Source organism: Streptomyces marianii (assembly GCF_005795905.1).
Lineage (GTDB): Bacteria > Actinomycetota > Actinomycetes > Streptomycetales > Streptomycetaceae > Streptomyces > Streptomyces marianii.
Genome location: NZ_VAWE01000001.1, coordinates 1,648,053 through 1,674,737, shown reverse-complemented (window position 1 = coordinate 1,674,737; position 26,685 = coordinate 1,648,053). Strand labels below are relative to the sequence as shown.

Annotated in this window: 21 protein-coding genes, 2 pseudogenes and 1 riboswitch; of the genes and pseudogenes, 12 read left to right on the top strand and 11 right to left on the bottom strand. The window is 75.3% G+C overall.

Annotated features, from left to right (window positions below; all coding sequences use genetic code 11):
- Positions 1 to 228 precede the first annotated feature (228 nt).
- Positions 229 to 411, top strand: a riboswitch (cobalamin riboswitch).
- 44 nt (positions 412 to 455) lie between these two features.
- Entirely contained in the window at positions 456 to 845 is a 390-nt protein-coding gene (locus FEF34_RS07445) for a (2Fe-2S) ferredoxin domain-containing protein (protein WP_138052421.1), read from the top strand.
- A gap of 421 nt (positions 846 to 1,266) precedes the next feature.
- Here the strand turns inward: FEF34_RS07445 and FEF34_RS07440 are convergent, their stop codons facing one another.
- On the bottom strand, positions 1,267 to 1,722 hold the full coding sequence (locus FEF34_RS07440; protein ID WP_138052420.1) for an Lrp/AsnC family transcriptional regulator: 456 nt from the start codon (positions 1,720 to 1,722) through the stop codon (positions 1,267 to 1,269).
- Positions 1,723 to 1,937: 215 nt separating this feature from the next.
- Here FEF34_RS07440 and FEF34_RS07435 point away from each other — a divergent pair, with 215 nt between their 5' ends.
- Both FEF34_RS07435 and aspA read left to right on the top strand, forming a co-directional pair.
- Complete coding sequence (locus tag FEF34_RS07435) at positions 1,938 to 2,957, top strand: asparaginase (protein WP_138052419.1); 1,020 nt, start codon at positions 1,938 to 1,940, stop codon at positions 2,955 to 2,957.
- A gap of 177 nt (positions 2,958 to 3,134) precedes the next feature.
- Positions 3,135 to 4,607 carry an aspartate ammonia-lyase gene (gene aspA, locus FEF34_RS07430; RefSeq protein WP_138052418.1) on the top strand — a complete coding sequence of 491 codons (1,473 nt, stop codon included), beginning with the start codon at positions 3,135 to 3,137 and terminating at the stop codon, positions 4,605 to 4,607.
- A 190-nt stretch (positions 4,608 to 4,797) separates the two neighbouring features.
- Here aspA and FEF34_RS07425 read toward each other — a convergent pair whose 3' ends face one another.
- From FEF34_RS07425 to FEF34_RS07405, 5 genes and pseudogenes are all read right to left on the bottom strand, one after another.
- Positions 4,798 to 5,607 carry a GPP34 family phosphoprotein gene (locus FEF34_RS07425; RefSeq protein WP_138052417.1) on the bottom strand — a complete coding sequence of 270 codons (810 nt, stop codon included), beginning with the start codon at positions 5,605 to 5,607 and terminating at the stop codon, positions 4,798 to 4,800.
- 118 nt (positions 5,608 to 5,725) lie between these two features.
- A pseudogene (locus FEF34_RS42675) lies at positions 5,726 to 5,919 on the bottom strand (alcohol dehydrogenase); the annotation flags it as partial.
- A gap of 232 nt (positions 5,920 to 6,151) precedes the next feature.
- The gene (locus FEF34_RS07415; protein ID WP_234043065.1) at positions 6,152 to 6,592 is read right to left on the bottom strand and encodes an ATP-binding protein; all 441 of its coding nucleotides are present in this window, start codon (positions 6,590 to 6,592) and stop codon (positions 6,152 to 6,154) included.
- A gap of 433 nt (positions 6,593 to 7,025) precedes the next feature.
- Positions 7,026 to 7,562: a hypothetical protein gene (locus FEF34_RS07410; protein ID WP_138052415.1), complete on the bottom strand. Its 537-nt coding sequence runs from the start codon at positions 7,560 to 7,562 to the stop codon at positions 7,026 to 7,028.
- A gap of 303 nt (positions 7,563 to 7,865) precedes the next feature.
- Positions 7,866 to 8,303, bottom strand: a complete 438-nt coding sequence (locus tag FEF34_RS07405; RefSeq protein ID WP_234042315.1) for an ATP-binding protein — start codon at positions 8,301 to 8,303, stop codon at positions 7,866 to 7,868.
- A gap of 465 nt (positions 8,304 to 8,768) precedes the next feature.
- Here FEF34_RS07405 and FEF34_RS07400 point away from each other — a divergent pair, with 465 nt between their 5' ends.
- From FEF34_RS07400 to FEF34_RS07360, 9 genes and pseudogenes are all read left to right on the top strand, one after another.
- Positions 8,769 to 10,334 (top strand): SDR family oxidoreductase, encoded by a 1,566-nt coding sequence (locus FEF34_RS07400; protein WP_138052414.1) that lies wholly within the window; start codon positions 8,769 to 8,771, stop codon positions 10,332 to 10,334.
- A 409-nt stretch (positions 10,335 to 10,743) separates the two neighbouring features.
- Positions 10,744 to 12,126 carry a cryptochrome/photolyase family protein gene (locus FEF34_RS07395; RefSeq protein ID WP_138052413.1) on the top strand — a complete coding sequence of 461 codons (1,383 nt, stop codon included), beginning with the start codon at positions 10,744 to 10,746 and terminating at the stop codon, positions 12,124 to 12,126.
- A gap of 159 nt (positions 12,127 to 12,285) precedes the next feature.
- Entirely contained in the window at positions 12,286 to 13,530 is a 1,245-nt protein-coding gene (locus tag FEF34_RS07390) for an NAD(P)/FAD-dependent oxidoreductase (protein WP_138052412.1), read from the top strand.
- A 65-nt stretch (positions 13,531 to 13,595) separates the two neighbouring features.
- The gene (locus FEF34_RS07385) at positions 13,596 to 14,600 is read left to right on the top strand and encodes a MerR family transcriptional regulator (protein ID WP_407698345.1); all 1,005 of its coding nucleotides are present in this window, start codon (positions 13,596 to 13,598) and stop codon (positions 14,598 to 14,600) included.
- 11 nt (positions 14,601 to 14,611) lie between these two features.
- A pseudogene (locus tag FEF34_RS07380) lies at positions 14,612 to 15,053 on the top strand (cryptochrome/photolyase family protein); the annotation flags it as partial.
- Between the two features lie 556 nt (positions 15,054 to 15,609).
- Entirely contained in the window at positions 15,610 to 17,151 is a 1,542-nt protein-coding gene (locus tag FEF34_RS07375) for a polyprenyl synthetase family protein (RefSeq protein WP_325063625.1), read from the top strand.
- Positions 17,148 to 18,770, top strand: a complete 1,623-nt coding sequence (locus tag FEF34_RS07370) for a phytoene desaturase (RefSeq protein ID WP_138052410.1) — start codon at positions 17,148 to 17,150, stop codon at positions 18,768 to 18,770. Before FEF34_RS07375 ends, FEF34_RS07370 begins: the two co-directional genes overlap by 4 nt.
- On the top strand, positions 18,767 to 19,783 hold the full coding sequence (locus FEF34_RS07365; RefSeq protein WP_138052409.1) for a phytoene/squalene synthase family protein: 1,017 nt from the start codon (positions 18,767 to 18,769) through the stop codon (positions 19,781 to 19,783). The genes FEF34_RS07370 and FEF34_RS07365 overlap by 4 nt, the downstream gene beginning before the upstream one ends.
- Entirely contained in the window at positions 19,780 to 20,832 is a 1,053-nt protein-coding gene (locus FEF34_RS07360) for a DUF5914 domain-containing protein (RefSeq protein ID WP_138052408.1), read from the top strand. Before FEF34_RS07365 ends, FEF34_RS07360 begins: the two co-directional genes overlap by 4 nt.
- Positions 20,833 to 21,015: 183 nt before the next feature.
- On the opposite strand, the gene FEF34_RS41090 is transcribed toward FEF34_RS07360, so the two are convergent.
- The 5 genes from FEF34_RS41090 to FEF34_RS07340 form a co-directional block, all read right to left on the bottom strand.
- Entirely contained in the window at positions 21,016 to 21,228 is a 213-nt protein-coding gene (locus FEF34_RS41090) for a hypothetical protein (protein WP_171052861.1), read from the bottom strand.
- A 34-nt stretch (positions 21,229 to 21,262) separates the two neighbouring features.
- Positions 21,263 to 22,903, bottom strand: coding sequence for an FAD-dependent oxidoreductase (locus FEF34_RS07355; RefSeq protein ID WP_138052407.1), 1,641 nt, complete (start codon positions 22,901 to 22,903; stop codon positions 21,263 to 21,265).
- Complete coding sequence (locus FEF34_RS07350; RefSeq protein ID WP_138052406.1) at positions 22,900 to 23,628, bottom strand: class I SAM-dependent methyltransferase; 729 nt, start codon at positions 23,626 to 23,628, stop codon at positions 22,900 to 22,902. Before FEF34_RS07350 ends, FEF34_RS07355 begins: the two co-directional genes overlap by 4 nt.
- Positions 23,629 to 23,681: 53 nt before the next feature.
- Positions 23,682 to 24,923 carry a lycopene cyclase family protein gene (locus tag FEF34_RS07345; protein WP_138052405.1) on the bottom strand — a complete coding sequence of 414 codons (1,242 nt, stop codon included), beginning with the start codon at positions 24,921 to 24,923 and terminating at the stop codon, positions 23,682 to 23,684.
- Between the two features lie 139 nt (positions 24,924 to 25,062).
- Positions 25,063 to 25,794 carry an RNA polymerase sigma factor gene (locus FEF34_RS07340; protein ID WP_234042314.1) on the bottom strand — a complete coding sequence of 244 codons (732 nt, stop codon included), beginning with the start codon at positions 25,792 to 25,794 and terminating at the stop codon, positions 25,063 to 25,065.
- Positions 25,795 to 26,685 lie beyond the last annotated feature (891 nt).

Below are 26,685 nucleotides of genomic sequence, written 5' to 3'. Positions count from 1 at the left end.
GATGTCAGTGCTGCGCCGGGCCGAACATTACCGTTCCTTTGCCTCGTTTTCCGGTTGATTACCGCGTTTTTTGCAGTATGTGGTGTTGTCAGCCTGGTTCGCCCGGTGTTCGGGTGCCACCGGTGGGCGTCCGTTCGCGGTACGGCCGACGGCTCTCCGTGGTCCCGGCCGCGGGGCGTGACGGGTCGTCCGGGCCGCCGGATCCGGACGCGGCGTGGACACGGCACGGGATTCTGCGATGATGTCCGCCGTAAAAGGCGACGGCGGAACGAGGAAGCCGGTGTGAATCCGGCGCGGTCCCGCCACTGTGATCGGCGAGCGGACCCCGAACGGACCACTGCCCGGATGCGGGTGGGAAGGCCGGGGCGAGCGGTGACCCGAGAGCCAGGAGACTCACGCGGTCGCCTCCTCGAGCTGACTGGGGCGGATTTCCCCGGAGGGGAGTGCTTGTCGTCGTGCCCAGGGGACCAGTGGACACCGGCCCGGTGCCGTGCCGGGTCGTCGTGTGCCGGGACTGCTGCTGCGGCAGTCCCAAGGTGACCGGAGTCGACCACGCGCAGCAGACCGCGCGTCTCGCGGAACAGGCGCCGGTGCGGATCTCCGACTGCCTGGACGTGTGCGACCAGGCGAACGTCGTCGTCGTGCAGCCGTCGGCCGAGGGCCGGGCCGCGGGCGGGCGTCCGGTCTGGTTCGGACTGGTGAACGATCCGGCCGCGACCGAGGACGTGGCCGCGTGGGTACGCGCGGGCGGGCCGGGGCTCGCCGAGATGCCGGACATCCTCGGGCTGTACGCCTTCACCCCGCCACGGCGCGTCCGTTCCGGGCGGCTCCGTGACGCCGGCTGAGCCGGCGGGCCCCTCGCCTCACGAGCGCGCCCTGCGGACGTGCGACCGCGTCAGGCGGCGTACGCCCGCTTCCGACTGACGTCCCACCACTTCCGCCGACCGTAGCGACCGTTCCTCCGGAGCGGCGCCGGTAGCTCCTCCCCGGCGGTCCGGCGCGACCGCGCCCGGACCCGCCGGGGCCCGGCCGCCCTCCGGCTCCCTACCGCGGTGAGAGGACCCACTCCCATGATGGGCACACGCCCGAAGTTCCTGCTGTCCGCCCGTTGCGCACGGTCTGCCGGGGCTGCGCCCCACCACGGGGCGGGTGCTGCTGGACGGGGAGGACAGGGGAGGACATACGGCGGATGCCGGGCAGGCACCTGGCGCGCCGGCCGGCGGCCGTACTGCGTGCCGGGCCCGCCGGAACCCCGCGTGGACCGCCTCAGCCGTCCACCGGAAGTCCCCGGGCTTCCTTGATGCGCTTCATGATGATCTGGGAGTTGACCTCGGTGACGCCGGACAGCGCCGTCAGCTTCTCGATCCACAGCCGTTCGTAGGCGCGGAGATCGCTCACCGCGATCCGCAGCAGGCACCCCGGGCTGCCGAACAGGCGGTGCGCCTCGATGACGTCCGGGATGTCCTGCAGGGCCGACTCGAAGGACTCGACCACCTCGCGGTCGCGCGCCACCTCGATGGAGACCAGCACCTCGAACCCCCGGTCGACCGCATCGGGGTCGATCACCGCCCGGTAGCCCTGGATCACGCCGTCCTGCTCCAGCTGCCGTACGCGGCGCATGCAGGGCGACGGCGTGAGGCCGACGCGCTGCGCCAACTCCTGGTTGCTCAGCCGGCCGTCGTTCTGGAGCTCGCGCAAGATTGCCCTGTCGATCTCGTCCATGGCGCAATTATCCCCCACACTTCTCGGCCAGGCAGGGTTGAAGCAGCGATCAAATTGCGCCCTGTAACTCCTATGATTGCGTCGACTGCTCCGGCCACCCCCCGGAGCCAGCCATGGGGCGCTGCCCGGCCGGCGCCATGAGCGAGGCCGGGCCGCGTGCCCCGTCGGAACAGCCGCCCCACTGCGGCACGACGCCGCACGAAGGAGGACGCACCGTGGGACGCATGGTCGTCATCAGCACCGGAGGGACGATAGCCAGCCGCTGGCAGGGTTCCGGTTTCGCCGCCGACGCGAACGGGGGAGAGGTCATGGCCACCGCCCCGCTGCCGGAGGGCATCAGCGTCGAGGTCGTGGACCTCTTCAGTGTGAACAGCCCCCGGCTCACCACCCACCATCAGCTGACCCTCCTCCGCACGGTCCACGAGGTGCTCGCGGACCCCGGTGTCGACGGAATCGTCGTCACCCACGGCACCGACACGCTCGAGGAGTCCGCCTTCCTCGTGGACCTCCACCACGACGACCCGCGACCGGTGGTCTTCACCGGCGCGCAGCTCCCGCTCGGGGCGACGGACGGCGACGGTCCCGGCAATCTCCACGACGCCCTGCTGACCGCCGCGACGACCCGCGGTCTGGGCGTCGTGATCGCCTTCGACGGCAAGGTGCACCCGGCCCGCGGCACGGTCAAGACGCAGACCCTCGCCCCCGACGCCTTCGCCGACCCCTCCGGCACCCGCCTCGGCAACGTCGGTTTCGGCCGGGTGTCCGTACTGCGCCGGCCGGAGCGCCCCGCCGCGCTCGCGCTGCCCGCCGTCCCGGAGACGGCCCCCCGCGTCGACATGGTCATGCATCACTGCGACGCGGACGCCCTGCTGTTCGACGCCGCGCTGGACGCGGGGGCCCAGGGCGTCGTCCTGGTGGCCACCGGGGCCGGGAACGCGACCCCGGAGATCGCCGAGGCCGTCGCCGCCGCCACCTCCCGCGGCGTGCTCGTCGCCCTGACCACCCGGGTCCAGGCCGGCCCGGTCACCGAGATCTACACGCACGGCGGCGCCGTCGACCTGGTGGCCGCGGGCGCCGTGCCGACCGGCACGTTCCGTGCCGGGCAGGCCCGGATCGCCGTGCTGAGCGCGCTGCTCGCCACCGCGGACCCCCGGGAGCGGGAACGGGTGCTGCGCCATGCGCTCGGCGAACCGGCGGCCGCAGACGTCCGGCCCGCGGACCTGGCGCGGGTGTAGCACCCGCTCCCGACCTGGGTGCGGCCCCGCTCCCGCCCGCATCCCCGACCTGGGTGCGGCCCCGCTCCCGCCCGCATCCCGTCCCGGGTGTAGCACCCGCTCCCGCCCGCATCCCCGCCCCGCCCCTCCCTCGCCACCTCCCCTGCGTAGTCACCCGACACGAAAGTCCCCAGCGCCATGCCCACGCACGACCAGGCCCACCCCGACGACCCGCGCGACGAGGCCCCCGGCGCGTTCCGCCGCGAGCACGATCTGCTCGGCGACCGCGACGTCCCCGCGGACGCCTACTACGGCATCCACACCCTGCGGGCCGCCGAGAACTTCCCCATCACCGGCACCGCCGTCTCGGCCTACCCGGACCTCGTCACCGCCCTCGCCTCCGTCAAGCAGGCCGCGGCACTCGCCAACCGTGAACTCGGGCTCCTGGACCCCGCCAAGGCGGACGCGGTCGTGGCGGCGTGCGAGGAGATACGGGCCGGGAAGCTGCACCGCGAGTTCGTCGTCGACGTGATCCAGGGCGGTGCGGGCACCTCGACGAACATGAACGCCAACGAGGTCGTCGCCAACCGGGCCCTGGAACTCCTCGGCCACCGCAAGGGCGAGTACGCCCGGCTGCACCCGCTGGAGGACGTCAACGCCGGCCAGAGCACCAACGACGTCTACCCCACCGCCGTGAAGATCGCCCTCGACCTCGCCGCCCAGCGGCTGCTGGACGCCATGGAGGTGCTGCGCGGGGCCTTCGACACGAAGGCGGCGGAGTTCGCGGACGTCCTCAAGATGGGCCGTACGCAGCTCCAGGACGCGGTCCCGATGACCCTGGGCCAGGAGTTCGCGACATACGCCGTCATGCTCGGCGAGGACCACAAGCGACTCACCGAGGCCCGTGAGCTCATCCGGGAGATCAACCTCGGCGGCACGGCCATCGGTACCGGACTCAACGCCCACCCGCGGTACGCGGCGCTGGCGGCCCGGAACCTGCGGACCATCACCGGCCTGCCGCTGACCGTCGCCGAGGACCTCGTCGAGGCCACCCAGGACGCCGGCGCGTTCGTCCAGCTGTCCGGCGTCCTCAAGCGGATCGCCGTCAAGCTCTCCAAGACCTGCAACGACCTGCGGCTGCTGTCCTGCGGCCCGCGGGCCGGCTTCGCCGAGATCAACCTGCCGCCGGTGCAGGCGGGTTCGAGCATCATGCCCGGCAAGGTGAACCCCGTGGTCCCCGAGGTCGTCAACCAGATCGCCTTCGAGGTCATCGGGAACGACATGGCGGTGACCATGGCGGCCGAGGCGGGGCAGCTCCAGCTCAACGCCTTCGAACCGCTGATCGCCCACAGTCTGCTGAAGAGCCTGACCCATCTGCGGGCCGGCTGCCTGACGCTCGCCGAGCGCTGCGTCACGGGCATCACCGCCAACCGGGACCACCTCGCAGCCCTCGTCACCCGCTCCATCGGCCTGGCGACCGCGCTCAACCCGCACATCGGCTACGAACAGGCCACCGCCGTCGCCCAGGAGGCGCTGAGCTCCGGCCGCAGCGTGCACGAACTCGTCCTCGCCAAGGGCCTGCTGACGGAGGAGCAGCTCAGGCTCGTCCTGCTCCCGGACAACCTGGCCCGCCCGCACGGCCGTCAGCCGGTCCGGGACGCCGTCTCCTGAAGCCGCTCCGATCGCGGCGGCCGCAGACGCGGTCGTACCCGGGGATGCCGACCGGCCGTTCCGGATGCGGGCCGGTACGGCTCCGGCCGCTCCCGCGTTGCGCCGGGGTGCCGGACGGCCGTCTCGGAAGGCCGGAGAGCGGGCGGGGCGGCGGACGGACCGGTGACGGGGGTCCGGCACCGCCGCCGCGTCAGTCGCCTCGCCAGATGTTGTCGAACGCGGCCTGCTCGACGGAGCGACGCTGCCTCATGGCCTCCAACTGCGTCAGCGCGTCGAGCACGGCCGCGAGCACCGTGTCCACGTCGTCGGACACGCTCGGGAAGCCACCGGAGCCCTCCTGGAGCCCGCCCGTCCCGGTCCCGTCGCCCGCCCTGTCACCGCCGGTCCCACGGCCGCCCTCGCTCCCGGTTCCGGCCCCGCTCCCGGTCTCGTGCCGGCCCTCGTACCCGGTTTCGGGGTTCTCCGGGTTCTCGGGGCTCTCGGGGCTCTCGGGGTGGACGGGTTTCTCGCGGTCCGGTCCCTCCTCGCCGCCGCCCACGCCGTCGTCGCGGATTCCGACGGCCGACGCGAGCGCGGCCAGGACCGGCTCGTCCGAGGCCAGACGTTCCGCCGCCGCCCGCCGGTCCGCCGAATCTGCCGGCGCCTCGCGGCCGGCCCGGAAGCGCAGCCCGCGGCGGCGTGGCCGGCCGAACAGCCCCTCCGCCTCGAGCGCGGCCAGATACGCCGCGGACAGGCCCCTGCCCCGTCGCCAGAGCCAGTCGCCGACGAGCTCGTACGGCGCCTCGCGGACCAGCGACGACACGGCCTGGGCCAGCAGCGGATCGCCCGTGGCGGGTCCGAGACCGGGCACGATGCGGTCGCCGTCCAGGGTGACGGCCTCGGCGGCGAGCAGGTCGACGACCTCCGCTCCCGCGAGCGCGAGCGACAGATCGCCCTGCGTGACGGGGCGGCTGGGCGCCACGTCCATGGCGGTGATCATCAGGTCTCGTGCAGTGGTCATGTGTCACATCCGCTCAAGAGGGTGCGGGGGAAAGCGTCGCGGTCGGTGCCGCCGCCGCAGGCTCGCGCGGAGCGGGCCCGGGGACGGCTGGGTCGGCGCATCGCCGGGTGCCGGCCCGTCAGCCGGTGGTGAGCACCATGCGGAAGCGCGCGCTGCCCGACATCATCTTCCGGTACGCCTCGTCGGCCCGGCCCAGCGGCACGGTCCGATCGTCCGGCGGATCCCGTGCAGGGCACTGAACTCCATGGTGTCCTGCACGTCCTGCGCGGTGCCGGACGGGTGGCCGCGGACGACCCGGCCGCTCATCAGCAAATGTACCCCGGGCTCGCGGGGCACGGACGCCCGCGGGTGGTGACGCGGGGCGGGCGTCACGGGCGACAGGGGAGCCGGACGTGTCGCGCGACGTCCCTGGGCCCCTGCTCCGGGGCCGATGATCCGTCGGTGGCCCGCCGGGGCACCCGGGAGCTGGGCGGTTCGGCCGGCACGCGGCTTTCCCATGCAACCGCCGTCATCCGGCGCACATCAGCCTGAATGACGTGCTGGTTCAGGCCGGAGAGCGCGGGCCGAGGGGGAGCAGGACCGTGATGCTCTTCCCCTCGCGCAGCGGGGTGATGTGGATGCGTGTGGCGAGTCGTTGGACGAGGGGCCAGCCGTAGCCGCCCACGGGGAACGTCTGCCCGTCCGGTCGGAGGCGCACGACGGGCACGGCGGGGTTGCGGTCCCGCACCGTCAGCTCCAGCCCTTCGTCGGTCACCCGTGCCGCGAAGCCGGTGACCCCGCCTCCGTGCCGGATCGCGTTGGTCACCAGCTCCGAGGTGACCAGCAGAGCATCCGTCAGCACCGCGGCCTGCGGCCGGACTTGGGGCGCTTCCCGGAAACGGTCCTCCAGCAGCCGTTCGACCCGACCGCGGGCGGCGGACGCGCCCGTCGGCACCGAGGGCCGCGAAGGCTGGTGCCGCTCGCCGGCCACGTCGCCTGACAGCATGTTCACCCCCGCGCAATTCTTCGTTCGAGAACGCCGCTTACCCAGAAGGATGCCTTCTTCACCCAGCGGCCGAAGGGTGTTCGCGCGGTGTCGTCCGTCTCGGGCGGTTCCCCGAGGCACTGCTGCCGGCCCCCGATCGCCCTCCCGGGAGTGCGGAGCGGCGCGGCCCCTGGTCGGGGACGCGCCGCTCCGGCGCCGCACGTGGGCTGTGGGGCCGTTCTCCACGGAACCGCGTCGGAGACGGGCGGACCTCACGGGCACGCGGCCTCCCGCGTTGGCGTGGATGCCGTCGAACAGCGGATCTCACGACGGGCTGACGGCGCACCTCACTGACGTACGGATCTCACTGACGTACGGACCTCACGGACCTCACGGACCTCACGGACCTCACGGACCGCACGGATCGCACGGATCGCACGGAGGCACGGACCTCTCACGGATGGAGGGTTGCCGAGCGCTGCGGCGGAACTCGCCCGGCCGGGACCCCCCGCTGCGGGACGGAGGCGATGTCGGGGACGCGGGGCGCCGCGGCCAGCAACTCCGTGAGCAGCGCGCGGCCCGCCAGCATGGCCTGTCGCAGGCTCTCGGCGTCCGCCTTCCCCGCCGCCGCCTGCCCCGAGGCGGCGCGCAGTCGGCCGGCGGCCTCGGCGTGACCGGGGAAGAGGGTGCCCAGGGCGCGCGTCCGGAGTTCGTGCGAAGCGGTGGGGAGGCCGCGCGCGGTGGCCACCGTCTCCAGCAGTTCATGGGCCCTGATGGTCGCCCCGCCGGGCGACTCCACGAACTGGCCCGAGATCACGGCCCATTGGGCCAGGTACTGCTCGGCCTCGCTCCGGCTCATCGGCTTGAGCCGCGGCGTGACGAGCCGATGACGGAAGCGCCCGGGGTGTGCGCGCCGCACGGGCCGTGCCATGGCGAGTGCGAGGATCATGACGGCCGCCACCCCGAGGATGGCCAGCGCACTGATCGACATGACTTCCTCCTCTGCGGGGATCTGTCCCAAGGGATCTGTCGGTAAGCATTCGTCTCCCTCGGTGACCATGTACTACTGAGCGTTACCGGCGTCGCTGCGGGTAAACATCCGCTCCACGAAGGGTGTTCACCGAGGCGGAGGGCTCGGTTTCGACTGCGGGGCACCCCGGAGGCGGAAGGGGTGCCCGGGAGCCACGGAGTACCCGGAGACCGCGGAGCACCCGGGGAGTCGCGGGGCGTCCGGGAAGACGTCGCGTTGCGTCCGCGTACCGCGGGCGCCCGGCCGGTACGGCCCGCCCGGGCCCTACGCCGCGCCTCGGGCCAGAGAGATCAGCACGCTCACGCGCTTCCCCCCGTGTGACTCCGGGGTGATCGTGATACTCCGCGCCAGCCTGCGGATCACGCGCCAGCCGTGCCCCCCGACGCGGAGCCTGCCGCTGTCGTCCCGGGAGGAGGCGAGCTCCGGGAGCCGGTCGCTGCGGTCGCCGACGCTCACCCGGCAGCCCTGGTCGGTCATCTCGACGTCGAAGCTCGTCAGACCGCCGCCGTGCCGGAGGGCATTGGTCACGAGCTCGGACGTCACGAGGACGGCGTCGCCGACCACGTGCGTGTCGTCGGGAGCCCCGCCGGCGGGGAGCAGCCACTCCCGCAGCAACGCCTCCACCCTGGTGCGCGCCTGTGAGGGGGTGCGCGGCAGCACGGCTTCCGGGCGGTTGGTCCCGGTCATTTCATCAGCAGACATCCTCCACCGCTCCTTGCGTACGCGACGACACGTACGTGTTCTGCGTCTGACCGGGGGTGCGTGGCGCAAACCTCGGCCGGGGCCCTGCCCGCGGCCGTCCCGAGCGCCGCCCGGCACGCTCCCGCCCCCGTCCCGTCCCGCTCGCGCGGCAACGGCGGAAGACGGCCCGCCGGTCGGCCGGGAGCAGCCGGGGCACCGGTGGAGCGGCCGCGTCGGCGCTGCGCGGTCCCACGCGGTTTCCGAGCGGGACCGCAACGCATCCGCTGTCCCTCCCCGAGCGGGACCGCAACGCATCCGCCGTCCCTCCCCGAGCGGGACCGCAGCGCATCCGCCGTCCCTCCCCGAGCGGGACCGCAACGCATCCGCCGTCCCTCCCCGAGCGGAAGCACTCCGCAGAGGGCAAGGTGACTGGGGCAGACCGGCAGGGGATCAGCAGCGGAGCGCCCGCGGGAATCGGAGGTTCGCATGAGCGGACAGGGCAACGGCCGGAACACCGAGGGCCCGCGCTGTCTCGTGACGGGTGCGACCGGCTACGTCGGCGGCCGGCTGGTGCCCGAGTTGCTGGACGCCGGGTTCCGGGTCCGCTGTATGGCCCGCTCGCCGGAGAAGCTGCGCGACCATCCATGGGCGGGGCGGGTGGAGACCGTACGGGGTGACGTCACGGACCCGGACTCGCTCGGGGAGGCGCTGCGCGGCGTCGACGTCGCCTACTACCTCGTGCACGGGCTGCGCTCCGGGCCGTCTTTCGAGGAGGCCGACCGCGAGGCGGCCAGGGCGTTCGCCGGGCGGGCGAGTGAGGCGGGCGTGGGGCGCATCGTCTACCTGGGCGGGCTGACGCCCGCGGAGGTGCCCGGCCATGAGCTCTCGCCGCATCTGCGCTCCCGCGCCGAGGTGGGCGAGATCTTCCTCCGCTCACCCGTGCCCGCGACGGTGCTGCGTGCCGCGGTGGTCATCGGCTCCGGCTCCGCCAGCTTCGAGATGCTCCGCTACCTGACCGAGCGGCTGCCCGTGATGGTCACCCCCAGCTGGGTGAGCACCCGCGTTCAGCCGATCGCCGTCCGGGACGTGCTGCGCTACCTCGTGGGGAGCGCCCGGATGCCTGCGGACGTGAACCGGCCCTTCGACATCGGCGGGCCGGACGTGATGACGTACGAGCGGATGATGCGGCGCTACGCCGAGGTGGCCGGGCTGCCGAGGCGCCTCATCCTCGGCGTGCCGATGCTGACGCCGAGGTTGTCCAGTCTGTGGATCGGCCTGGTCACGCCCGTGCCGCCGGCCCTCGCCCGGCCACTCGCCGAGTCGCTGCGCCACGAGGTGGTCTGCCGCGAGCACGACATCGCCCGCTACGTCCCCGATCCGCCCGGCACCCCCCTCGGCTTCGACCGGGCCCTGGAACTTGCGCTCCAGCGGGTGCGCGACGCGCAGGTCGCCACCCGGTGGTCCTCCGCCGCGCTGCCCGGGGCTCCGAGCGACCCGCTGCCGACGGACCCGGACTGGGCCGGGGGCAGTCTCTACACCGACCGGCGCGCGCTCGACGTCGACGCCTCGCCGCAGGCCCTGTGGCGCGTCATCGAGGGGATCGGCGGCGACAACGGCTGGTACTCCTTCCCGCTCGCCTGGGCGGTACGGGGCTGGCTCGACCGGCTCGTCGGCGGCGTGGGGCTCCGCCGAGGCCGGCGGGACGCCGCACGGCTGAGGGTCGGCGACTCGCTGGACTTCTGGCGGGTCGAGGAGATCGAACCGGGCCGGATGCTGCGGCTGCGGGCCGAGATGAGGCTGCCGGGTCTCGCGTGGCTGGAGATGCGGGCCGAACGCGGCGAGGGGGGCCGCAGCCGCTACCGGCAGCGGGCCCTGTTCCATCCGCGCGGACTGCTCGGGCACGTGTACTGGTGGAGCGTCTCCCCTTTTCACGCCGTCGTGTTCGGCGGCATGGCACGCAATATCGCCCGCGCCGCCGCGAAGGCCGGCCCCGACGGCCCCGACGGTACCGGGCCCGCGCCGGACAGCACCCCGTCGGCCCGTGTCCGCTGACCGCCGTCCTGCCGTCCTGCCCTCCTGCGGTGCGGCACGGCGGGACTTCCGTGCGGCCTCCGGGACCTGCCCGCGGCCTCCGGGACCCTCCGCCGACTCCCTGCGACCCCCGGGTACCTTCCGCCGACTCCCTGCGACCCCCGGGTACCTTCCGCCGCCTTCCGGCGACTTCGCGCGCCGCCCCGGACGCCGTGCATCCGGCAGGCGCCTTCCGGCGGAAGAACCGTACGGGAGCGTCCCGAGGCGCGTGAGCCGGTCCCCCGGGGGCCCGCCTCGGACGGCCCGTCCACACGGACGTCCCGAGGAACGCGCCGCCCCGGACGGCCGGTGCCCACGGCCACCGTCGCACCGGACCGTCTCGTCCGCGCCATCCATTCCATCCATCCCATCCGCCCCAGCCTGGAGTCCCATGAACGCCGCGGTCGTCCTGTTCACCTCCGACCTGCGCCTGCACGACCATCCGCCGTTGCGCTCCGCACTCGCGGCGGCGGACCGGGTGGTGCCGCTGTTCGTACGGGACGACCGCGTCGAGGCCGCGGGATTCGCGCCTCCCAACCGGCGCGCGTTCCTCGCCGACTGCCTCACCGACCTCCACGAAGGACTGCGCGAACGGGGCGGGAGGCTCGTCGTCCGCTCCGGTGACGTCGTCGAGGAGGTCCGTGCGGTCGCGCGGGAGGCGGACGCCGTCGAAGTGCACATGGCGGCCGGCGTCAGCGGCTACGCGCACGCACGCGAGGAGCGGCTGCGCACCGTGCTGGAGGAGGACGGCCGCACGCTGCGCGTCCACGACGCGGTCGTCACCGCCCTCGCCCCCGGGGCCGTCGTCCCGTCCGGCGGGGACCACTTCGCCGTGTTCACGCCGTACCACCGCCGCTGGTCGCAGCAGGAGATCCGGGGCGTGCTCGCGGCGCCGCGCACGGTCCTGGTGCCCGACGGGATCCGCTCCGAGCCGGTGCCCTCCCGCACGGACGCCGAGAAGGCCGGGGGAGTGTCGGAAGGACTCGCCCGCGGTGGCGAACGCGAGGCGCGCAAGCGGCTGAACGCCTGGGCACGCGGCGGTCTCTCCCGCTACGACGAGCGCCACGACGACCTGGCGGGCGACGCGACGTCCCGGCTCTCGCCCCATCTGCACTTCGGCACCCTCTCCCCGGCCGAGGCCGTCCACCGGGCCCGGGCCGCCGGCGGGCCGGGTGCCGAGGCCTTCGTACGACAGGTGTGCTGGCGCGACTTCCACCACCAGGTGCTCGCCGCACGGCAGGACGCGGCCGCCGCCGACTACCGGCCCCGGCACGACCGCTGGCGCTCCGCGAAGGAGGCCGGGGCCGACATCGAGGCATGGAGGAACGGCCGCACCGGCTACCCGGTCGTCGATGCCGCGATGCGCCAGCTCCGCCACGAGGGCTGGATGCACAACCGCGGCAGGCTGCTGGCCGCGAGTTTCCTCACCAAGACGCTGTACGTCGACTGGCGCGTCGGCGCCCGGTACTTCCTGGAGCTGCTGGTCGACGGCGACCTCGCGAACAACCAGCTCAACTGGCAGTGGGTGGCGGGCACCGGGACGGACACCAGGCCCAACCGGGTGCTCAACCCCGTCCGCCAGGCCCACCGTTACGACCCCGACGGCGCCTATGTGCGCCGCTGGGTGCCGGAACTGGAGGACGTCGGAGGATCCGCCGTCCACGAACCCTGGAAACTGCCCGGCGCCGACCGTGCCCGGCTGGACTACCCCGGTCCGATCGTGGCGCTCGGCGACGGACTGGCCCGGTTCAGGGAGGGCCGCGGCACCCGCTGACCGCACGCGCGAGCGCCACACGCGGCCGGTGCGCACCCGGCGACGCGGCGAGGGCCACCGGACCGCCGTGAAGTACCGGACTCCCGGACGGCACACCCGGACCGACCCGCACACCGGCACCGACCGCACACCCACCACACACCGAGGACGGTGACAGCGATGAAGAGGCCCCACGGGACGCACACCGACGTGATCGTCGTGGGAGCCGGCCTGGCCGGCCTCACCTGCGCCCTCGACCTGACCGCGGCGGGCCTCTCGGTGGCCGTGCTGGAGGCCTCCGACGCGGTCGGCGGCCGGATGCGCACCGACCGCTGCCGGGGCTTCCTGCTGGACCGCGGCTTCCAGGTGTTCAACACCTCCTACCCCCAGGTCAAGCGGCGGCTGCGACTGGCGGACCTGCGGCTGCGGCCCTTCACCCCCGGCGTCCTGGTGCACACACCGCAGGGCAGGATCCGGTTCTGCGATCCGACCCGCCGGCCCCGCGACGCCGCCGCCCTCGTCACCGGCCGCCGCGTCCCGGTACGCGACCTGCTGGCCCTCGGCGCCCTGACGGCCCGTGACACCCTGCTGCCACCGCGTGTGCTCAAGGGGCTCCCCGAGCACACGACGCTCACCGAGCTCTCCCGGGCCGGTGTGTCCGCGGAGGTCGTGGACGGTCTCGTGCGCCCGTTCCTCGCCGGTGTGTTCCTGGAGGACGGACTGCGCACGACCAGCAGGATGTTCCACCTGGTCTGGCGCAGCTTCGTCCGAGGCAGCATGACGCTGCCCGCCGCCGGCATCGGGGCCGTCCCCGCCCAGCTCGCCGGCGGACTGCCTGCGGGCACCGTGGAGACGGGGGCGCCGGTGTCCGCCGTCACCGACGGCGGTGTCACGCTGGCCGACGGATCGGTGCGTACCGCACCCTCCGTGGTGGTCGCCACCGACGCCGCCACCGCCTCGGCCCTCCTCCCCCGCGTGGACCCGACCCGTACCCGCACGGTGACGACGTACCACCACGCGGCGGCCGCCCCGCCGCTGAGGGAACCGACGCTGCTGCTCGACTCGGCGGGCCGCTTCCTCAACACCGCGGTGCTGTCCGAGGTGGTGCCGGGCTACGCGCCCGACGGCCGTGCGCTCGTCTCGACCTCGGTGCTCGGCGCCGACGCCCCCGGCAGCGAGGAATCGCTGCGCGACGTGCTCGCCGAGGTGTACGGGACGCAGACCGGCGGCTGGGAGCTCCTCGCGGCCCGCACCGTGCGGGGCGCCCTCCCCGCCATGGACCCGCCGTGGCCGCTGAGCCGCACCACGAGGATCGCCGACGGACTGCACGTCTGCGGCGACCACCGGGCCACGGGTTCGGTCCAGGGCGCCATGGCCTCCGGGACCCGCGCGGCCCGGGAGGTACTGGCCGGGCGGGCACGGTGAACGGCCGCCCGGACCACGACGGCGGCCCGTCCGCCGCGGCGGTGGGCCGCGCCCCGCGCCGTACCATGGGCCTGGTGAAGGCCGACAGCGGCCCGCAGGGCCCGGCAGAGGACGGTGTCACCGCCGCGCTCAGCACCGGCGCGGTCGCCCGCAGGCTCGGTGTCGCGCCCACGACCCTCCGGTCCTGGGAACGGCGCTACGCGATCGGCCCCGCCACGCGCGAGGACGGCAGGCACCGCCGCTGGACGCCCGAGGACATCGCCCGGCTCGAGGAGATGTGCCGGCTCACCGCCCAGGGCGTCCCGCCCGCCGAGGCCGCGCGCGCGGCGATGAGCACCCCCGCGACGACGCTGCGCCGCGGACCGGCCGCGCCGACCGGGCAGCACAACGCCCCCGCCTCGCACACGCCGGGCGGACCCAACGCCCTGCCCCTCGGGGACGTACGGCAGGAATGCCGGGGGCTGGCCCGCGCCGCCGTGCGTCTCGACGCCCCGGCCGTCGACGCCCTGCTGGACGCCGTGCTCGCCGAGCACGGTCTCGTCGTCGCCTGGGAGGAGGTCATCGCCCCGACCCTGCACGCCGTGGGGCGCAAATGGGCGACGTCCGGCGAGCGTTACGTCGAGGTCGAACATCTGCTGTCCTGGCACGTGTCGTCCGCGCTGCGCCGGGTACGAGCCGCGGCGGAACGGCCCGACGCGCCGCCCGTGCTGCTCGCCTGCGTACCCGGCGAGCAGCACAGCCTTCCCGTCGAGGCGCTGGCCGCGGCGCTGGGGGAACGTGGTCTGCCCGCCCGGATGTTCGGGCCCGCACTGCCCGCGGACGCGCTCCACGAGGCCGTACGCCGTCTGGGCCCGGCCGCCGTGGTGCTCTGGGCCCAGTCCCGGTCGACCGCCGACCGGTCGCTGGTGCGGATCGTCTCCGGCATCCACTGGGGCGTGAAGGGCGCGCGGAAGCGTACTTCCGTGCTCCTCGCCGGACCCGGCTGGGCGGGCGGCGCGTACCCGGGGTCCCTGCGGCTGCACGGCCTGGGTTCCGCGGTGGACGTCGTCGAGGCACTGCTCCCACGCTGACAGGAGCGTCCATGTCCGGTCGTGCACAACGCCCCCGCCCGCCCGGTAGGCCCCGTGCGCACCTGCTCTTCGGGGCCCGGCTCGGCCCCCGCTTCACCGGGCCCGGAGTGGACGGACCCGACGAGGACGGGCCGATCGTCGTGATCGAGTCCCGTGCCGCGTTCCGCCGGCGGAGTTTCCACCGCGCCGAGGCCCACCTCGTGCTCTCGGCCATGTGCCACCGCGCCGCCGCACTCGGCGACCGGGTCCGGTACGTGAAAGCCGACACCTACCGGGAAGGGCTGGCCCGCGCCGCGGGGAGGAGCCGTACGACGGCCCGCCACCCGACCTCGCACGCGGCAGCCCGGTTCGTCGCCGGGCTGCCGGACGTCGACGTGCTGCCCGCGGGGCTTCCTCGTGCCCCGCGAGGAGTTCGCCGCCTGGGCGGCCGAACGGCGGAGCGAGAGCCTGCGGCTTTGGAGCAGGAGCGTCGGCGCGGGCGGTCGGCGCCCTGAGCCGCCGCGGGCCGGGACCGTGGCGCCGCCCGGTACGGGTGGTGGGCCGGACGGCGGGGTGGGCGGCCGCGAGGCCGCGTCCGGGTGGTGGAGACGGCCGGTGTCCGGTGCCGCCCGGCACCGGATCGTGAGCGCCTGGCCGCCGACGCGGGCGAGGGGACGTGGGACGGCCCCGGCGCACGGCGAATGAGGCAATCGGGCGGAAGCGGGCTCCCGTCCGCCCGTGTGCTGCCGTGGATCGCGCCTGGGCGTGGTCGACTGGTCGGCATCGGCCTCCCCGCCGCGCGCCGTGCCGGGCGCATCCGAACGCCGCCCCTCCGCGGAAGGACGAGTGACAGCAACCGACCGACGCGGAGGATCGCATGCACCGACCGGGGCCACACACACCGACCCCGACCGGGCCGAACCCCGGGACGGCCCCGTACCCGGGGACGGTTCCGAACCGTGAGACGGCCCCGACCTGTGGGACGGACGGGCCCTCCTGCGGGGCGGGGGGCGCCGACGTACCCGCCGCTGTGGACGCCGACGTACCCGCTGCGGTGGGACGGGAGCTGGACCTCCTGCTGAGGGAACGGGTGGCGGGCGCCGCCGTACTCGACGGCGACTTCGCGGCGGACGTGGCCGCGCCCGTGGCACGGTTCACCCTGGACGGGGGCAGGCGGATGCGCTCCCGTTTCCTGTGGTGGGCGATGCGGGCCTGCGGCGGAGCGGCGCCGGAGACGCCCGCGGCGCTCCGCACGGCCGCGGCGCTGGAGCTGATCCAGACCTGCGCGCTCGTCCACGACGACGTGATGGACGGCTCGCCGCGCCGCCGGGGCGGGCCCTCGTTCCACGCCCGGCTGGCCGCCCGGTACCCCTCCGCCGTGTCACCGGCCACCGCGGCGGCCCCGTTCGCGTCCTCCGCGGCGGTCCTGGCCGGCGACCTCGCCCTCGCCTGGGCCGACGACATCGTCGCCGGGACGGACTTCGGCGGCGACGCCGTCCGCAACGGCGTGCTGGAGAACTGGCGGGCCATGCGCACCGAGATGGTCGCGGGCCAGTACCTGGACCTCCACGGGCAGGCGACCGGTTCCCGATCCGCGGCCCGGGCGATCCTCACCGCCTGCCTCAAGACCGCTCTGTACTCGGTGGCCAGGCCGCTCTCCCTCGGTGCGGCGGTCGCGGGTGCCGACCCGCGGACGGTCCTCGACCTGTGCGCGGCGGGCCGGTACGCCGGTACCGCCTTCCAGCTCCGCGACGACATCGAGGGCGTCTTCGGCGACCCCCTCCTCACCGGCAAACCGTCGGGTGACGACATACGCTCCGGGAAGCCCACGTATCTCGTCGCGGTCGCCCGGGCCCGGGCCGGGTCCCGCCGGGACCGCGCGGCACTGGCCGTCCTCGAAGGTGCCTTCGGCAATGCGGATCTGACGGAGGACCGGCTGCTGCGGGTACGTGAGGTCCTCACGGACACCGGTGCCCTGGAGGCCGTGGAGAAGCGGATCGGGCGGCTGCTCGCGGCCGGTGAACGCCGGCTCGCCGCGGCCGCCCTGGAGCCGGCCCCGGCACGTCGGCTGCGGGCACTGCTGGCCGCGGCGGCCGCCCCCACCGGTTCCACGGCCGGTCCGGTGCCCGCCGTACCGCCGAGTTCGGCGGCGCAAGCGCCGCCCGCCGGGCGGCCTGTCCCCGCGGCCGGGGCCACGTCCGAGGCATCCGCCGCACAGGTGATCCCGGCCGCGGACGACGGCGTGACGCCTGACGCGGCGGTGTCCGCCGCGTCCGCCGGGCCGGGGCCGTGCGGAGCGTCCGTGCCCGCCCGTCCGGCGCCGTCGGCCGCAGCCGTGGGGCCGCCCGTGGAAGCTCCCGCCACGTCTGCGGCCGACGGGCCGGTGCGCTCGGCCGCGGACGCTCCCGCGACGCCGACGGCCGCCGCGCCGGGGCCCGTTCCCGCCACCCCCGCCGCCGCGCCCGCGAACCCCGTGACCCATCCGCACCCGGCCGCCCGGCGTGTCCGACCGGGCGGTGGACCGGCCGCGCGGCGCCCGTGGGTTGCGACAGCGGACAGGAGCAGCCGATGAGGACCGTCAGGGGCCGCACCGACCACGTCGTGGTGGTGGGAGCCGGGCTCGCGGGCCTGTCCGCCGCCCTGCACCTCCTCGGCGCGGGCCGCAGCGTCACCGTCGTCGAGCGCGACCTCCTGCCCGGGGGCCGGGCGGGCCGGATCGAGCAGGGCGGCTACCGCTTCGACACGGGACCGACCGTCGTCACCATGCCCGGTCTCCTCGCCGACGCCTTCGCGGCGGTCGGCGACACGCTGGAGGAGAGGCTGGAACTCGTCCCGCTGCACCCGGCGTACCGGGCGGCGTTCGCCGACGGAAGCGTCCTGGACGTGCACACCCGGCCCGAGGCCATGGAGGCGGAGATCGAGCGCTTCGCCGGCGCGCGCGAGGCGGTCGGCTACCGGCGTCTGCGCGGCTGGCTGGAGAGGTTGTACCGGGTGCAGATGGGCCGGTTCATCGACGCCAACTTCGACTCGCCGCTGCAACTGCTCACGCCCGACCTCGCCCGTCTCGCCGCACTCGGCGGCTTCGGCCGGCTCGACGCCAGGGTGGGGCGCTTCCTCCGTGACGAACGGCTGCGCCGGGTCTTCTCGTTCCAGTCCCTCTACGCCGGAGTCGCCCCGTCCCGGGCCCTCGCCGCCTACGCGGTCATCGCCTACATGGACACGGTCGCCGGGGTCCACTTCCCGAGGGGCGGAGTGCACGCCGTGCCCAGCGCCATGGCCGGTGCCGCGGCCGACGCGGGCGCGGCCCTCCTGTACGGGCGGACGGTCACGCGGCTGGAGCGCACCGGCGAACGCATCACCGCCGTGGTGACCGACCGGGAGCGGCTGCCCTGTGACGCCGTCGTGCTCACCCCCGACCTGCCGGCCACCTACCGGCTCCTCGGCCGCGAGCCCCGGCGGCCCCTCAAGCTGCGCCACTCGCCGTCCGCGGTCGTCCTGCACGCGGGCACCGACCGCACCTGGCCCGGCCTGGCGCACCACACCATCTCGTTCGGCGCCGCCTGGAAGAGCACGTTCCGCGAACTGACGCGCACCGGGCACCTGATGACGGACCCGTCCCTCCTCATCACCCGGCCCACCGCCACCGACCCGGACCTGGCACCGCCCGGCCGGCACGTCCACTACATCCTGGCCCCCTGTCCCAACACCGAGGTCGGCCCCGGCGCGGCGCAGTGGCAGGATCTGGCCCCCCGCTACCGGGCCGGTCTTCTCGCCGAGCTCGAACGCCGCGGCCTCACCGGTATCGACGCGGCCGTCGAGGAGGAGTGCCTGGTCACGCCCGCCGACTGGACCCGTCAGGGCCACGCCGCGGGCACCCCGTTCTCCGTCGCGCACACCTTCGCCCAGACCGGACCGTTCCGGCCGCGCAACCTCGTGAACGGCACCGAGAACGCCGTCGTCGCGGGCTGCGGCACCACGCCAGGAGTCGGCGTTCCCACCGTGCTGATCTCGGGGAAGCTCGCCGCCGCCCGCATCACGGGTGCGCACCGGGCCGCGAAGGGACCGCACCCTACCGCCGGCGCGGCGCACCGTCCGCCCGCTTCCGCGAACGGCCGTGGGGGCACCGGTACGGCCCGGCCCGGCAGGGCCCCGGCCGACACCCTCCGCACTCCGAAAGGCGGTACCGCATGACGCGCCGGGAACTCGACGCCGCCGGGATCACCGACCCCGATCTGCGCGCCGCCTACACCGACTGCCGCCGGCTCAACGCCCGCCACGGCCGGACGTACTTCCTCGCCACCCGGCTGCTGCCCGTCGAACGCCGCCCCGCCGTCCACGCGTTGTACGGTTTCGCCCGCTGGGCCGACGACATCGTGGACGACCTCGACAGCGGCGCCACCACCGCCGAGCGCGCGGCCGCGCTGCGACGGCTGTCGGAGCGCCTCGACTCCGGGCTGCGCGTCGGCCGCAGCCCGGAGCCCGTCGTCCACGCGCTCGCGCACACCGCCCGCCGCTACGGCATCGACCACCGCCACTTCACCGACTTCCTCGCGTCGATGCGCAGCGACCTGGAGGTGACGGACTACGCCGACTACGGCGAACTGCACCGCTACATGCACGGTTCCGCCGCCGTGATCGGACTGCAGATGCTGCCCGTCCTCGGCACAGTCGTCCCCCGAGAGGAGGCGGCTCCGCACGCCGCCGCCCTCGGAGTCGCCTTCCAGCTGACCAACTTCCTGCGCGACGTCGGCGAGGACCTGGACCGCGGACGCGTCTACCTCCCCGCCGATCTGCTCGCCGCGCACGGCGTGGACCGGAACCTGCTGCTCTGGAGCCGTGCCACGGGCCGGCGCGACCCCCGCATCACCGGGGCCCTCAGGGCCGCTGCCGCGCTCACCCGGAGCGTGTACCGGGAGGCGGCACCGGGACTACCCATGCTGGACCCGGTGTCCAGGCCCTGCATCCGCACCGCGTTCGTCCTGTACGGCGGCATCCTGAAGGCCGTCGCCGACGACGGGTACGCGTGCGTGCACCGCCGCGCCGTCGTCGCTCCGGCCCGCCGGGCGGCGGTCGCCCTCGACGGTCTCACCCGGGTGGCGGCCGCCCGTCTCGCCGCATCGCGCCGTCCGGCGGAGCCGGTCCGGCCCCGACGGGCGGACCGGCACGAGGCGTTCGCACCGACCGTGGAGGAGACGGCCGTATGACGCGCCCCACCGCGCCCGGCACCGGCCCGCGCCGCGGCCGCCTGCCCCTGCGGCTGCGCCGCCCCGCCACCGTGTGGGAGCGCCAGCGGCCCACCTGGCGGGACGCCCGCCCGGCACTGATCGACAGCGCGCTCAAGCGCGCGCTCGCCCGTCCGTCGGGGAACTGGTACGTCCTCGGCGACGCCCGCGCCGTCCGGCCGGGCGCCCCCTTCGGCCGGACCGTCGCCGGGGTCGAAGTCGTCGCCTGGAGGGACCCCGGCGGACGCCTGGTCGCCGGACCCGGCGCATGCCCTCACCTGGGAGCGCCCCTGCGCGACAGCCGTGTCCGGTGCGGAACACTCATCTGCCACTGGCACGGACTCGCCCTGGACGGCGGGCCGTTCGCGGGCTGGGAGCCGTTCCCGGCGTACGACGACGGTGTGCTCGCATGGGTCCGGCTGGACGAGGCCGGCGGCGAGGAGCCGCTGGAACGGCCGGTGCTGCCGGCACGGCCGCGGCCGGCGGCGTCGGTGGCAGCCGTGTACACCGGTGCGGGAGTCTGCGAGCCGGAGGACGTGGTGGCGAACCGCCTCGACCCCTGGCACGGCTCCTGGTTCCATCCGTACTCGTTCGTCGACCTCGCGGTGGTCGACGCCCCGGGCCCCGGCACTTGCACCGGTGGGGGCCCCGGCACGGCGGACGAGGGCGACGCGTTCACGGTCGAGGTGTCGTTCAAGGTGGCGGGACGGGTCGTCGTCCCGGTCACGGCGGTGTTCACGGCACCCGAACCCCGAACGGTGGTCATGCACATCATCGGCGGCGAGGGGGAGGGCTCCGTCGTCGAGACCCATGCCACGCCGCTCGGAACCGACCGCCTCGGCAGGCCGCGCACCGCGGTCGTCGAGGCGGTGGTCGCCGTCTCCGGCCGCCCGGGCTTCGCCGCGGCCCGCGCCGCCGCCCCCGCCCTGCGTCCGCTGATGCGGGCCGCGGCGGCCCGCCTCTGGCGCGACGACCTCGCCTACGCGGAACGCCGCTGGCACCTGCGCAGCACGGGCCGTTTCCCGGGCTGACGGCGGGTGGGGCGGCGCTCTTCCGGGCGGCCGTCAGTGCGCTCGCGTCGCCCCGTGGGCGAGGGCGGGGGCGACGTTGACGGTCGGCCGGTGCCCTACCCGTCCGCCGGTGAAAGCCCGCCGGTGCCGGTGCCGGTGCCGGTGCCGGTACCGGCACCGGGACCGGTGGCAGAGCGGTGCCGGTCAGCCTGTGACGGCGACGGCGACGGCGACGGCGACGGCGACGGTGACGGCGACGGTGACGGTGACGGCGACGGTGACGGTGACGGTGACGGCGACGGTGACGGTGACGGTGACGGCGACCGTGACGGCGAGACGATGACCGTGACCGTGACGGCCGGTCGGTGGCCGCGCCCTTCGGTCAGTGACGCCGGTACGAAGGCGGTTCCTCGGCACTCCCCGGTCGTCCCCCGTGCGAGTTCCGGCGTCCTCACCGGGCCCCCAGCCTCACCAGGGCCCGCAGCAGCGCCGAGCGGCCCCTGGCGGGGACCGTGCGCAGCGGGTGGCCGCGCACGCCCCAGCGGGCGAGCAGGGCGTTGGCCGCCTGGAAGCCGCTCGTGGCCGCGCGTTCCATGAGGGCGACCGGCAGGTTCGTGCGGACCAGGTCCCCGGCCACCATCAGGGCCGGGTCGGGGGTGCGGACGGTCGGCCGCGCCCCATGGCCGCCGACGGCGAACAGCGGGCAGTCGTCGCGCCATTCGTGCCGTTCGTCGACCACCCCGGCGCCGCGGGTCTCCGGGTAGACGCGGTGCAGCTGCTCCAGCAGCCGGTCCCGTACGGCCGCCCGGCCCGTGTCGGTGCGTGCCGCGTAGGCGTGCAACTCCACCACGGAGCCGCCCGTCCGCAGCGCCCACCGGTGCGCCTCCCCCTCCCAGCGGTCGAGGACGCTGATGTTGTCCAGGTCGCCGTAGCCGCTCGTACCGAGGAATCCGGGCCGGTCCGCGGCCACGGGCCGGTCCAGCCAGAACCGGGACACCAGGAAGGGGGGCGCGGTGCGCAGCGCCGCGACGCCCGCCCGCCACTGCGCGCTGCCCAGCCCGGGCGACGCCGCGACCACCTGCCGCAGGCCCGCCGTGTCCGGCGCGAGCACCACCGCGTCGTGCGTGGTCGTGCCGCCCGCCGCGGTGACCGTGAGCCGTCCGTCGCGCGCGGGTTCGACCGAGTCGACCGGCGTCGCCGTACGGATCGTGGCTCCGCGGCGGTGCAGATACTCCGCCAGTGGTTCCCACAACGCCTGCGGGAAGGGCTCCCGGGGGACGTCGAACAGCAGCCCCTCACTGGAGCCGAGGAAGTAGATGTGGAACATCAGCGCCAGTTCCGCCGCCGACAGCTCCCGCGGATCGGCGAAGAAGCTGCGCGAGAAGACCTCGAACGCGAGGTGCTGCGCGGCCTCGGGGAAGCGGATCCGGGCGAGGAAGTCCGCCGCGCTCACGGTGTCGAGCGACTCGTAGATCCGGGGCACGCGCACGTCCAGCAGCGGCAGCGCGGCGCCGGGGTCCATCCGCAGGAGGCCGCGCCAGCCGAATGACGGGCTCTGCGCGACGAAGCCCAGCGCACTGAGCGGGGGAGTGCGCGGCACGCGCGCGAAGCTGTCGAGCATGCCGCCGCTGTGCCGCAGCGGATAGTCGGGCAGCGGGGTGAGCGAGTGCAGTCCCGGGTCCGTCCGGCGCAACAGCGCGCGCAGGTTGTAGTACTGCCGGAAGAAGGCGTGGAAGCCCCGGCTCATCGTGGCGACGGAACCGTCGGCCAGTTCGACGGGCCAGCCGGCGAGCCTGCCGCCGAGCCCGTAGTCGCGTTCGTAGAGCGTGACGGCGACACCGCGCTCCGCCAGGGCCGTGGCAGCCGCGAGACCGGCGATGCCGCCGCCCACGATCCCGGCGTGCGGAGCGGATCCGTCCACCCGTGCCCGGCCGGGCCGGGCGGGCAGTACGCGCGAGTGCCGGTCCCGGCCGCGGGCGACGGCGTCCTCGCCCGTCCCGTCGGCGCCGTCGGCGCCCGCGTGGGCCCGGCCGTCCGCGCCGCCGTCCGCACGCCCCGGCCCTGCGCCAGTGTGTCTGCTCCCGCCGTTCACGCGCCCTCGCCCTCCGCGGCAGGCACCCGCGCCACGAACGTGTGCGTGATGCCCGTGTGCCACCCGGGCATCGGAAGGATCCGTACCCGCGCGAACCCCGCCCGCTCCATCCGCGCCGCGAACGCGTCCGCCGTGTCGAACCGGACGACGCTGCGCCACAGATGCTCGTACAGCGAACCGTCCCCCGAGCACCGGGCGACGGGCAGCACCAGCCCCCGGCACACGGCCGTCCACAGCGCGCGGTGCGCCGGCCGTCCGCTGAGCGTGTACTCGTGGACGGCGAGGCGCCCGCCCGGTGCCAGGAGACCGCGCACCCGGGCGAGTACCTCGTCCGGGTCGGAGACGTTGCGGAACAGATAGGCCGCGAGGACGGCGTCGAAGGGCCCCGTCACTCCGGCCCCGCCCAGCCCCTCGGCTGCGGCGTGCACGAACGAGACGCTCCGGGGCCACGACTTGCGCCGGGCCCGGGTCAGCATCCCCTCCGACGCGTCCACCGCAGTGATCTCCGCGTACGGGGCGGCCGAGAGCAGCGCCGCGGTCGACGCCCCCGTCCCGCAGCCCAGGTCCAGCACCCGCATCCCCACGCCCCCGCCCGGCAGTCCGAGCCGCCGGGCGGAGCGCCGGAGCTGGCGGTGGTAGCCGGGATTGGCCGCGACCATACGGTCGTAGGAGCGGGCGGCGTGGTCGAACGCCGCCGACAGGTCGGCGTCGTGCAGCAGGGACATCGGCAACTCCTCGGACGGCGGAAGGGGACGGGGAACGGGCAACGGCAACGGGCCTAGTGGTCGGGCTGTCGGGGCCCGGGGGACCCCGCGGGCCCCGCGGACCCGCCGGGCGCGTGGGCGCGGCGGGGGAGCACGGGCAGTTCGAGCACGGTCCTGAGCATCGGCCGTACGGGGGTGCGCAACCCGATCAGGACGTCCTCCCACCAGCGGGTGCCGCCGTCGAGGAAGCGCAGCAGGCGGTGCGCCGGCACCTCGCGGAAGAGCCCGGTGAAGAACGCCGCGCCGTCCACCCGCCCGGTGTCCAGGGCGCGCAGCAGCACCGCGTCCATGAACCGGGAGCGCGGGGAGTGCGGCGCGGGGACCAGCGGGGTGCGGCCTCGGGCCAGCGCGTCCGCGACGGCCCGGGTGTGGCGCTGCGCCGCGGCGAAGGTGTAGCCGGTCGAGGGCCGGGTCGCGCCGCCCGCCGCGCCGATGGGGAACACGGACCTGCCCGCCCTGCGGGGGAGGCGCGCGTCGGTCATGGGGATCACGCCCTGCTCGGCGGCGGTGACGCGGAACGGGCCGAGGCCCAGCACGTCCTCGGCGTAGTGGCGCAGGGCCCGTTCGTACGCGGCGGTGCCGAGGACGGCCGGGGAGAACTCCGTGTACTCCACCAGGGCCTCCCGCGGGCCGAGCGGCAGCACGTAGCCGAACGCCAGGCCCCGGCCGGGCTGAGGTGTGCGGAAGTCCATGAGGTCGGCGACGCCGTCGTCGAACCGCGGGCGGGCGGTGCGGACGAACCAGCCGCGGAAGTGCTGGAGCAGCGTCGTTCGGGCGGCACCCGGCCGCGGCGGCCGCGAGTCGAACGCCCAGCGGGCCCGGAGCCGGAACTCCGCGCCGGTGCCGTCCCGTCCGCGGACCTCGGCGCCGCCGCCGGGCAGATCCCGTACCCGGTGGACGACGGCCTCGTACCGCAGGCAGCCGGACCGGGAGAGCAGGGTGCCGGTGCGCTCCTCGAAGTGCGTGGAGCGGATCATCTTGTAACGCAGCGGCGCGGGCCGGACGGTCACCGCCGTACCGTCCGGGGCGGTGACCCGCAGGCGGTCCCAGCTCGCCGCGAGGACGTCGTCGTACTCGCCGCCGGCCTCCTCCCAGAAGCACCAGGTGCGCGGTGGCGGGCGCAGCGGCCCGGCCGGGGCGTCGACCAGCGCGACGGACAGCCGCGGACCGGCTCCCGCCTGCGGTGCGGTGATCCGGTGGGCCAGGGACAGACCCGCCGCACCCGCACCGACGATGACGACGTCCACGTCGTGCACGGTGGTCCTCCCGCGGTGGTGACGGCACGGCGGCGGCCCTCCCGGGTGGGAAGGCCATGCCGTCGATGCTTCCGCGAAAGGGCCGCCGGCGGATGCAGTCACCGGGTGCGTGTCGCGCACCGCGGGACGCGAGCACGCCTCACGCCGTCGTCGCGAGCGAGCGGCGAAGAGTCAGCAGTGCGCGGCGCATGTGGCTCTTGACCGTGCCGAGGGGGAGTCCGGTCCGCTCGGCGATCTGGGTCTGGGTGAGGTCGGCGTAGAACGCGAGCCGTACGACGTGCTGCTGGGCGGAGGGCAGATCCTGCAGGGCGCGCAGCACGAGCACCCGGTCGACCACCTGCTCGGGACCGGCACCGGTGGCGGGCCCGGGCGCGGGAGCGAGGAACGCACCGGCGGCGGCGACGAGTTCGGCGCGCCGGCTGCGGGCGGCGAGGGCGTCCGCGACCTTGTGGCGGGTGATGCCGACCAGCCAGCCCGCGAGTCCGCCCCGTCCCGGCCGGTAGCCGTGGCGTCCGCGCCAGGCCGCGAGGAAGACCTGCTGCGTCACGTCCTCCGCCTCGCGCTCGTCCCCCAGGGTCCGCCGGGCGAGGGTGTACACGAGGGAGCCCCAGCGGCGGTAGACGACCTCGAGCGACCCCTCCTCGCCGGCGACGAACCCGGCCGCCAGCGCGGCGTCGTCGCGGGGGCCGCCCGGGGCGGTTCCGCTGCCGGTTCCGGGGGCCGGACGGGGGCCGCGGGCCACGGGCGCCCGGCCGGGGACGGCGGTTCCGGGCGACGGGTGGGGTACGTCGGCTCCCGGTGCCGGGCGGGAGGCACCCGGCCCGGGAACCGCGGAAAGGCGGTGGGGCCTTGCGGATCCGACAAGGACCATGATCTCGGCTCCTCGTGCCGGGCCGTCAGGCCCGGCGCTGGTTCCGGGCACGGGCCCGTTCGCGGGGACCGGGCCTGCCGTGCCTGGGCGCTTCCGTGCGCCGCAGCACCGTCAGACTCGTCACCGCGCCGGAGCCCCACAACTTGCAACGTTTCTGCGTCGCAATTGTTCGAGGGCGGCGCCTCCGGGCATCGTCCGGTCCGTCCGGCGCGCTCGTCCGTCCGGCGCGCTCGTCCGCCCGGCCTGACCGTCCGCATCCGGACGCCGTCCTCCGCGGGAACGGGGTGTGGGGTCCTCCGGGGGCCCGCCCCGAGCCGAGACGACAGGACATCCGAGATGACAGGACGCGTCGATATCGCAGGACGTCCCATGCCGGGACGCCGTGGAACCCGCAGCGGGGGCCCGCATGGCGGCGAGTGCGGGGAGCGCGCACCGGTCGCCGTACGTCCGCCCCGCGGCCCGCGCGCACGGCGACCGGTAGCCGGTGACCGGTGACGGGGCATCTGGATCCGGTGGACCTGGCCGAGCTCGCCCTGGCGGGCGGCGTGCTCGAAGAGGCGGCTCCGCGGGTGCGGAAGCACCTGCGGACGTGCGCTGGCTGTCGCGGGGAACTCGACTCGCTGCGCCGCCTCGTCCGGGCCGTCCGCTCGGCGACACCTTCGGACCTGGTCGGGCCGCCGCCGCCGGGGGTGTGGGCCCGCCTCGCACGCGAGACGGGCGAAGGGGGGCTTCGGGCGCCGGGGGACGGACGGCCTCCCGCGCCGGAGGCCGGCGGGCCCGTTCGCGGGGACCGGGCCCGCACCGGCCGTGCCGCACTCCGGATCGCCGCCGCCGTGCTCGCGGTGGCCGCGGGGGGAGGTGCCGCCGCGTGGCGCCGCCGCCGGCGAGCGG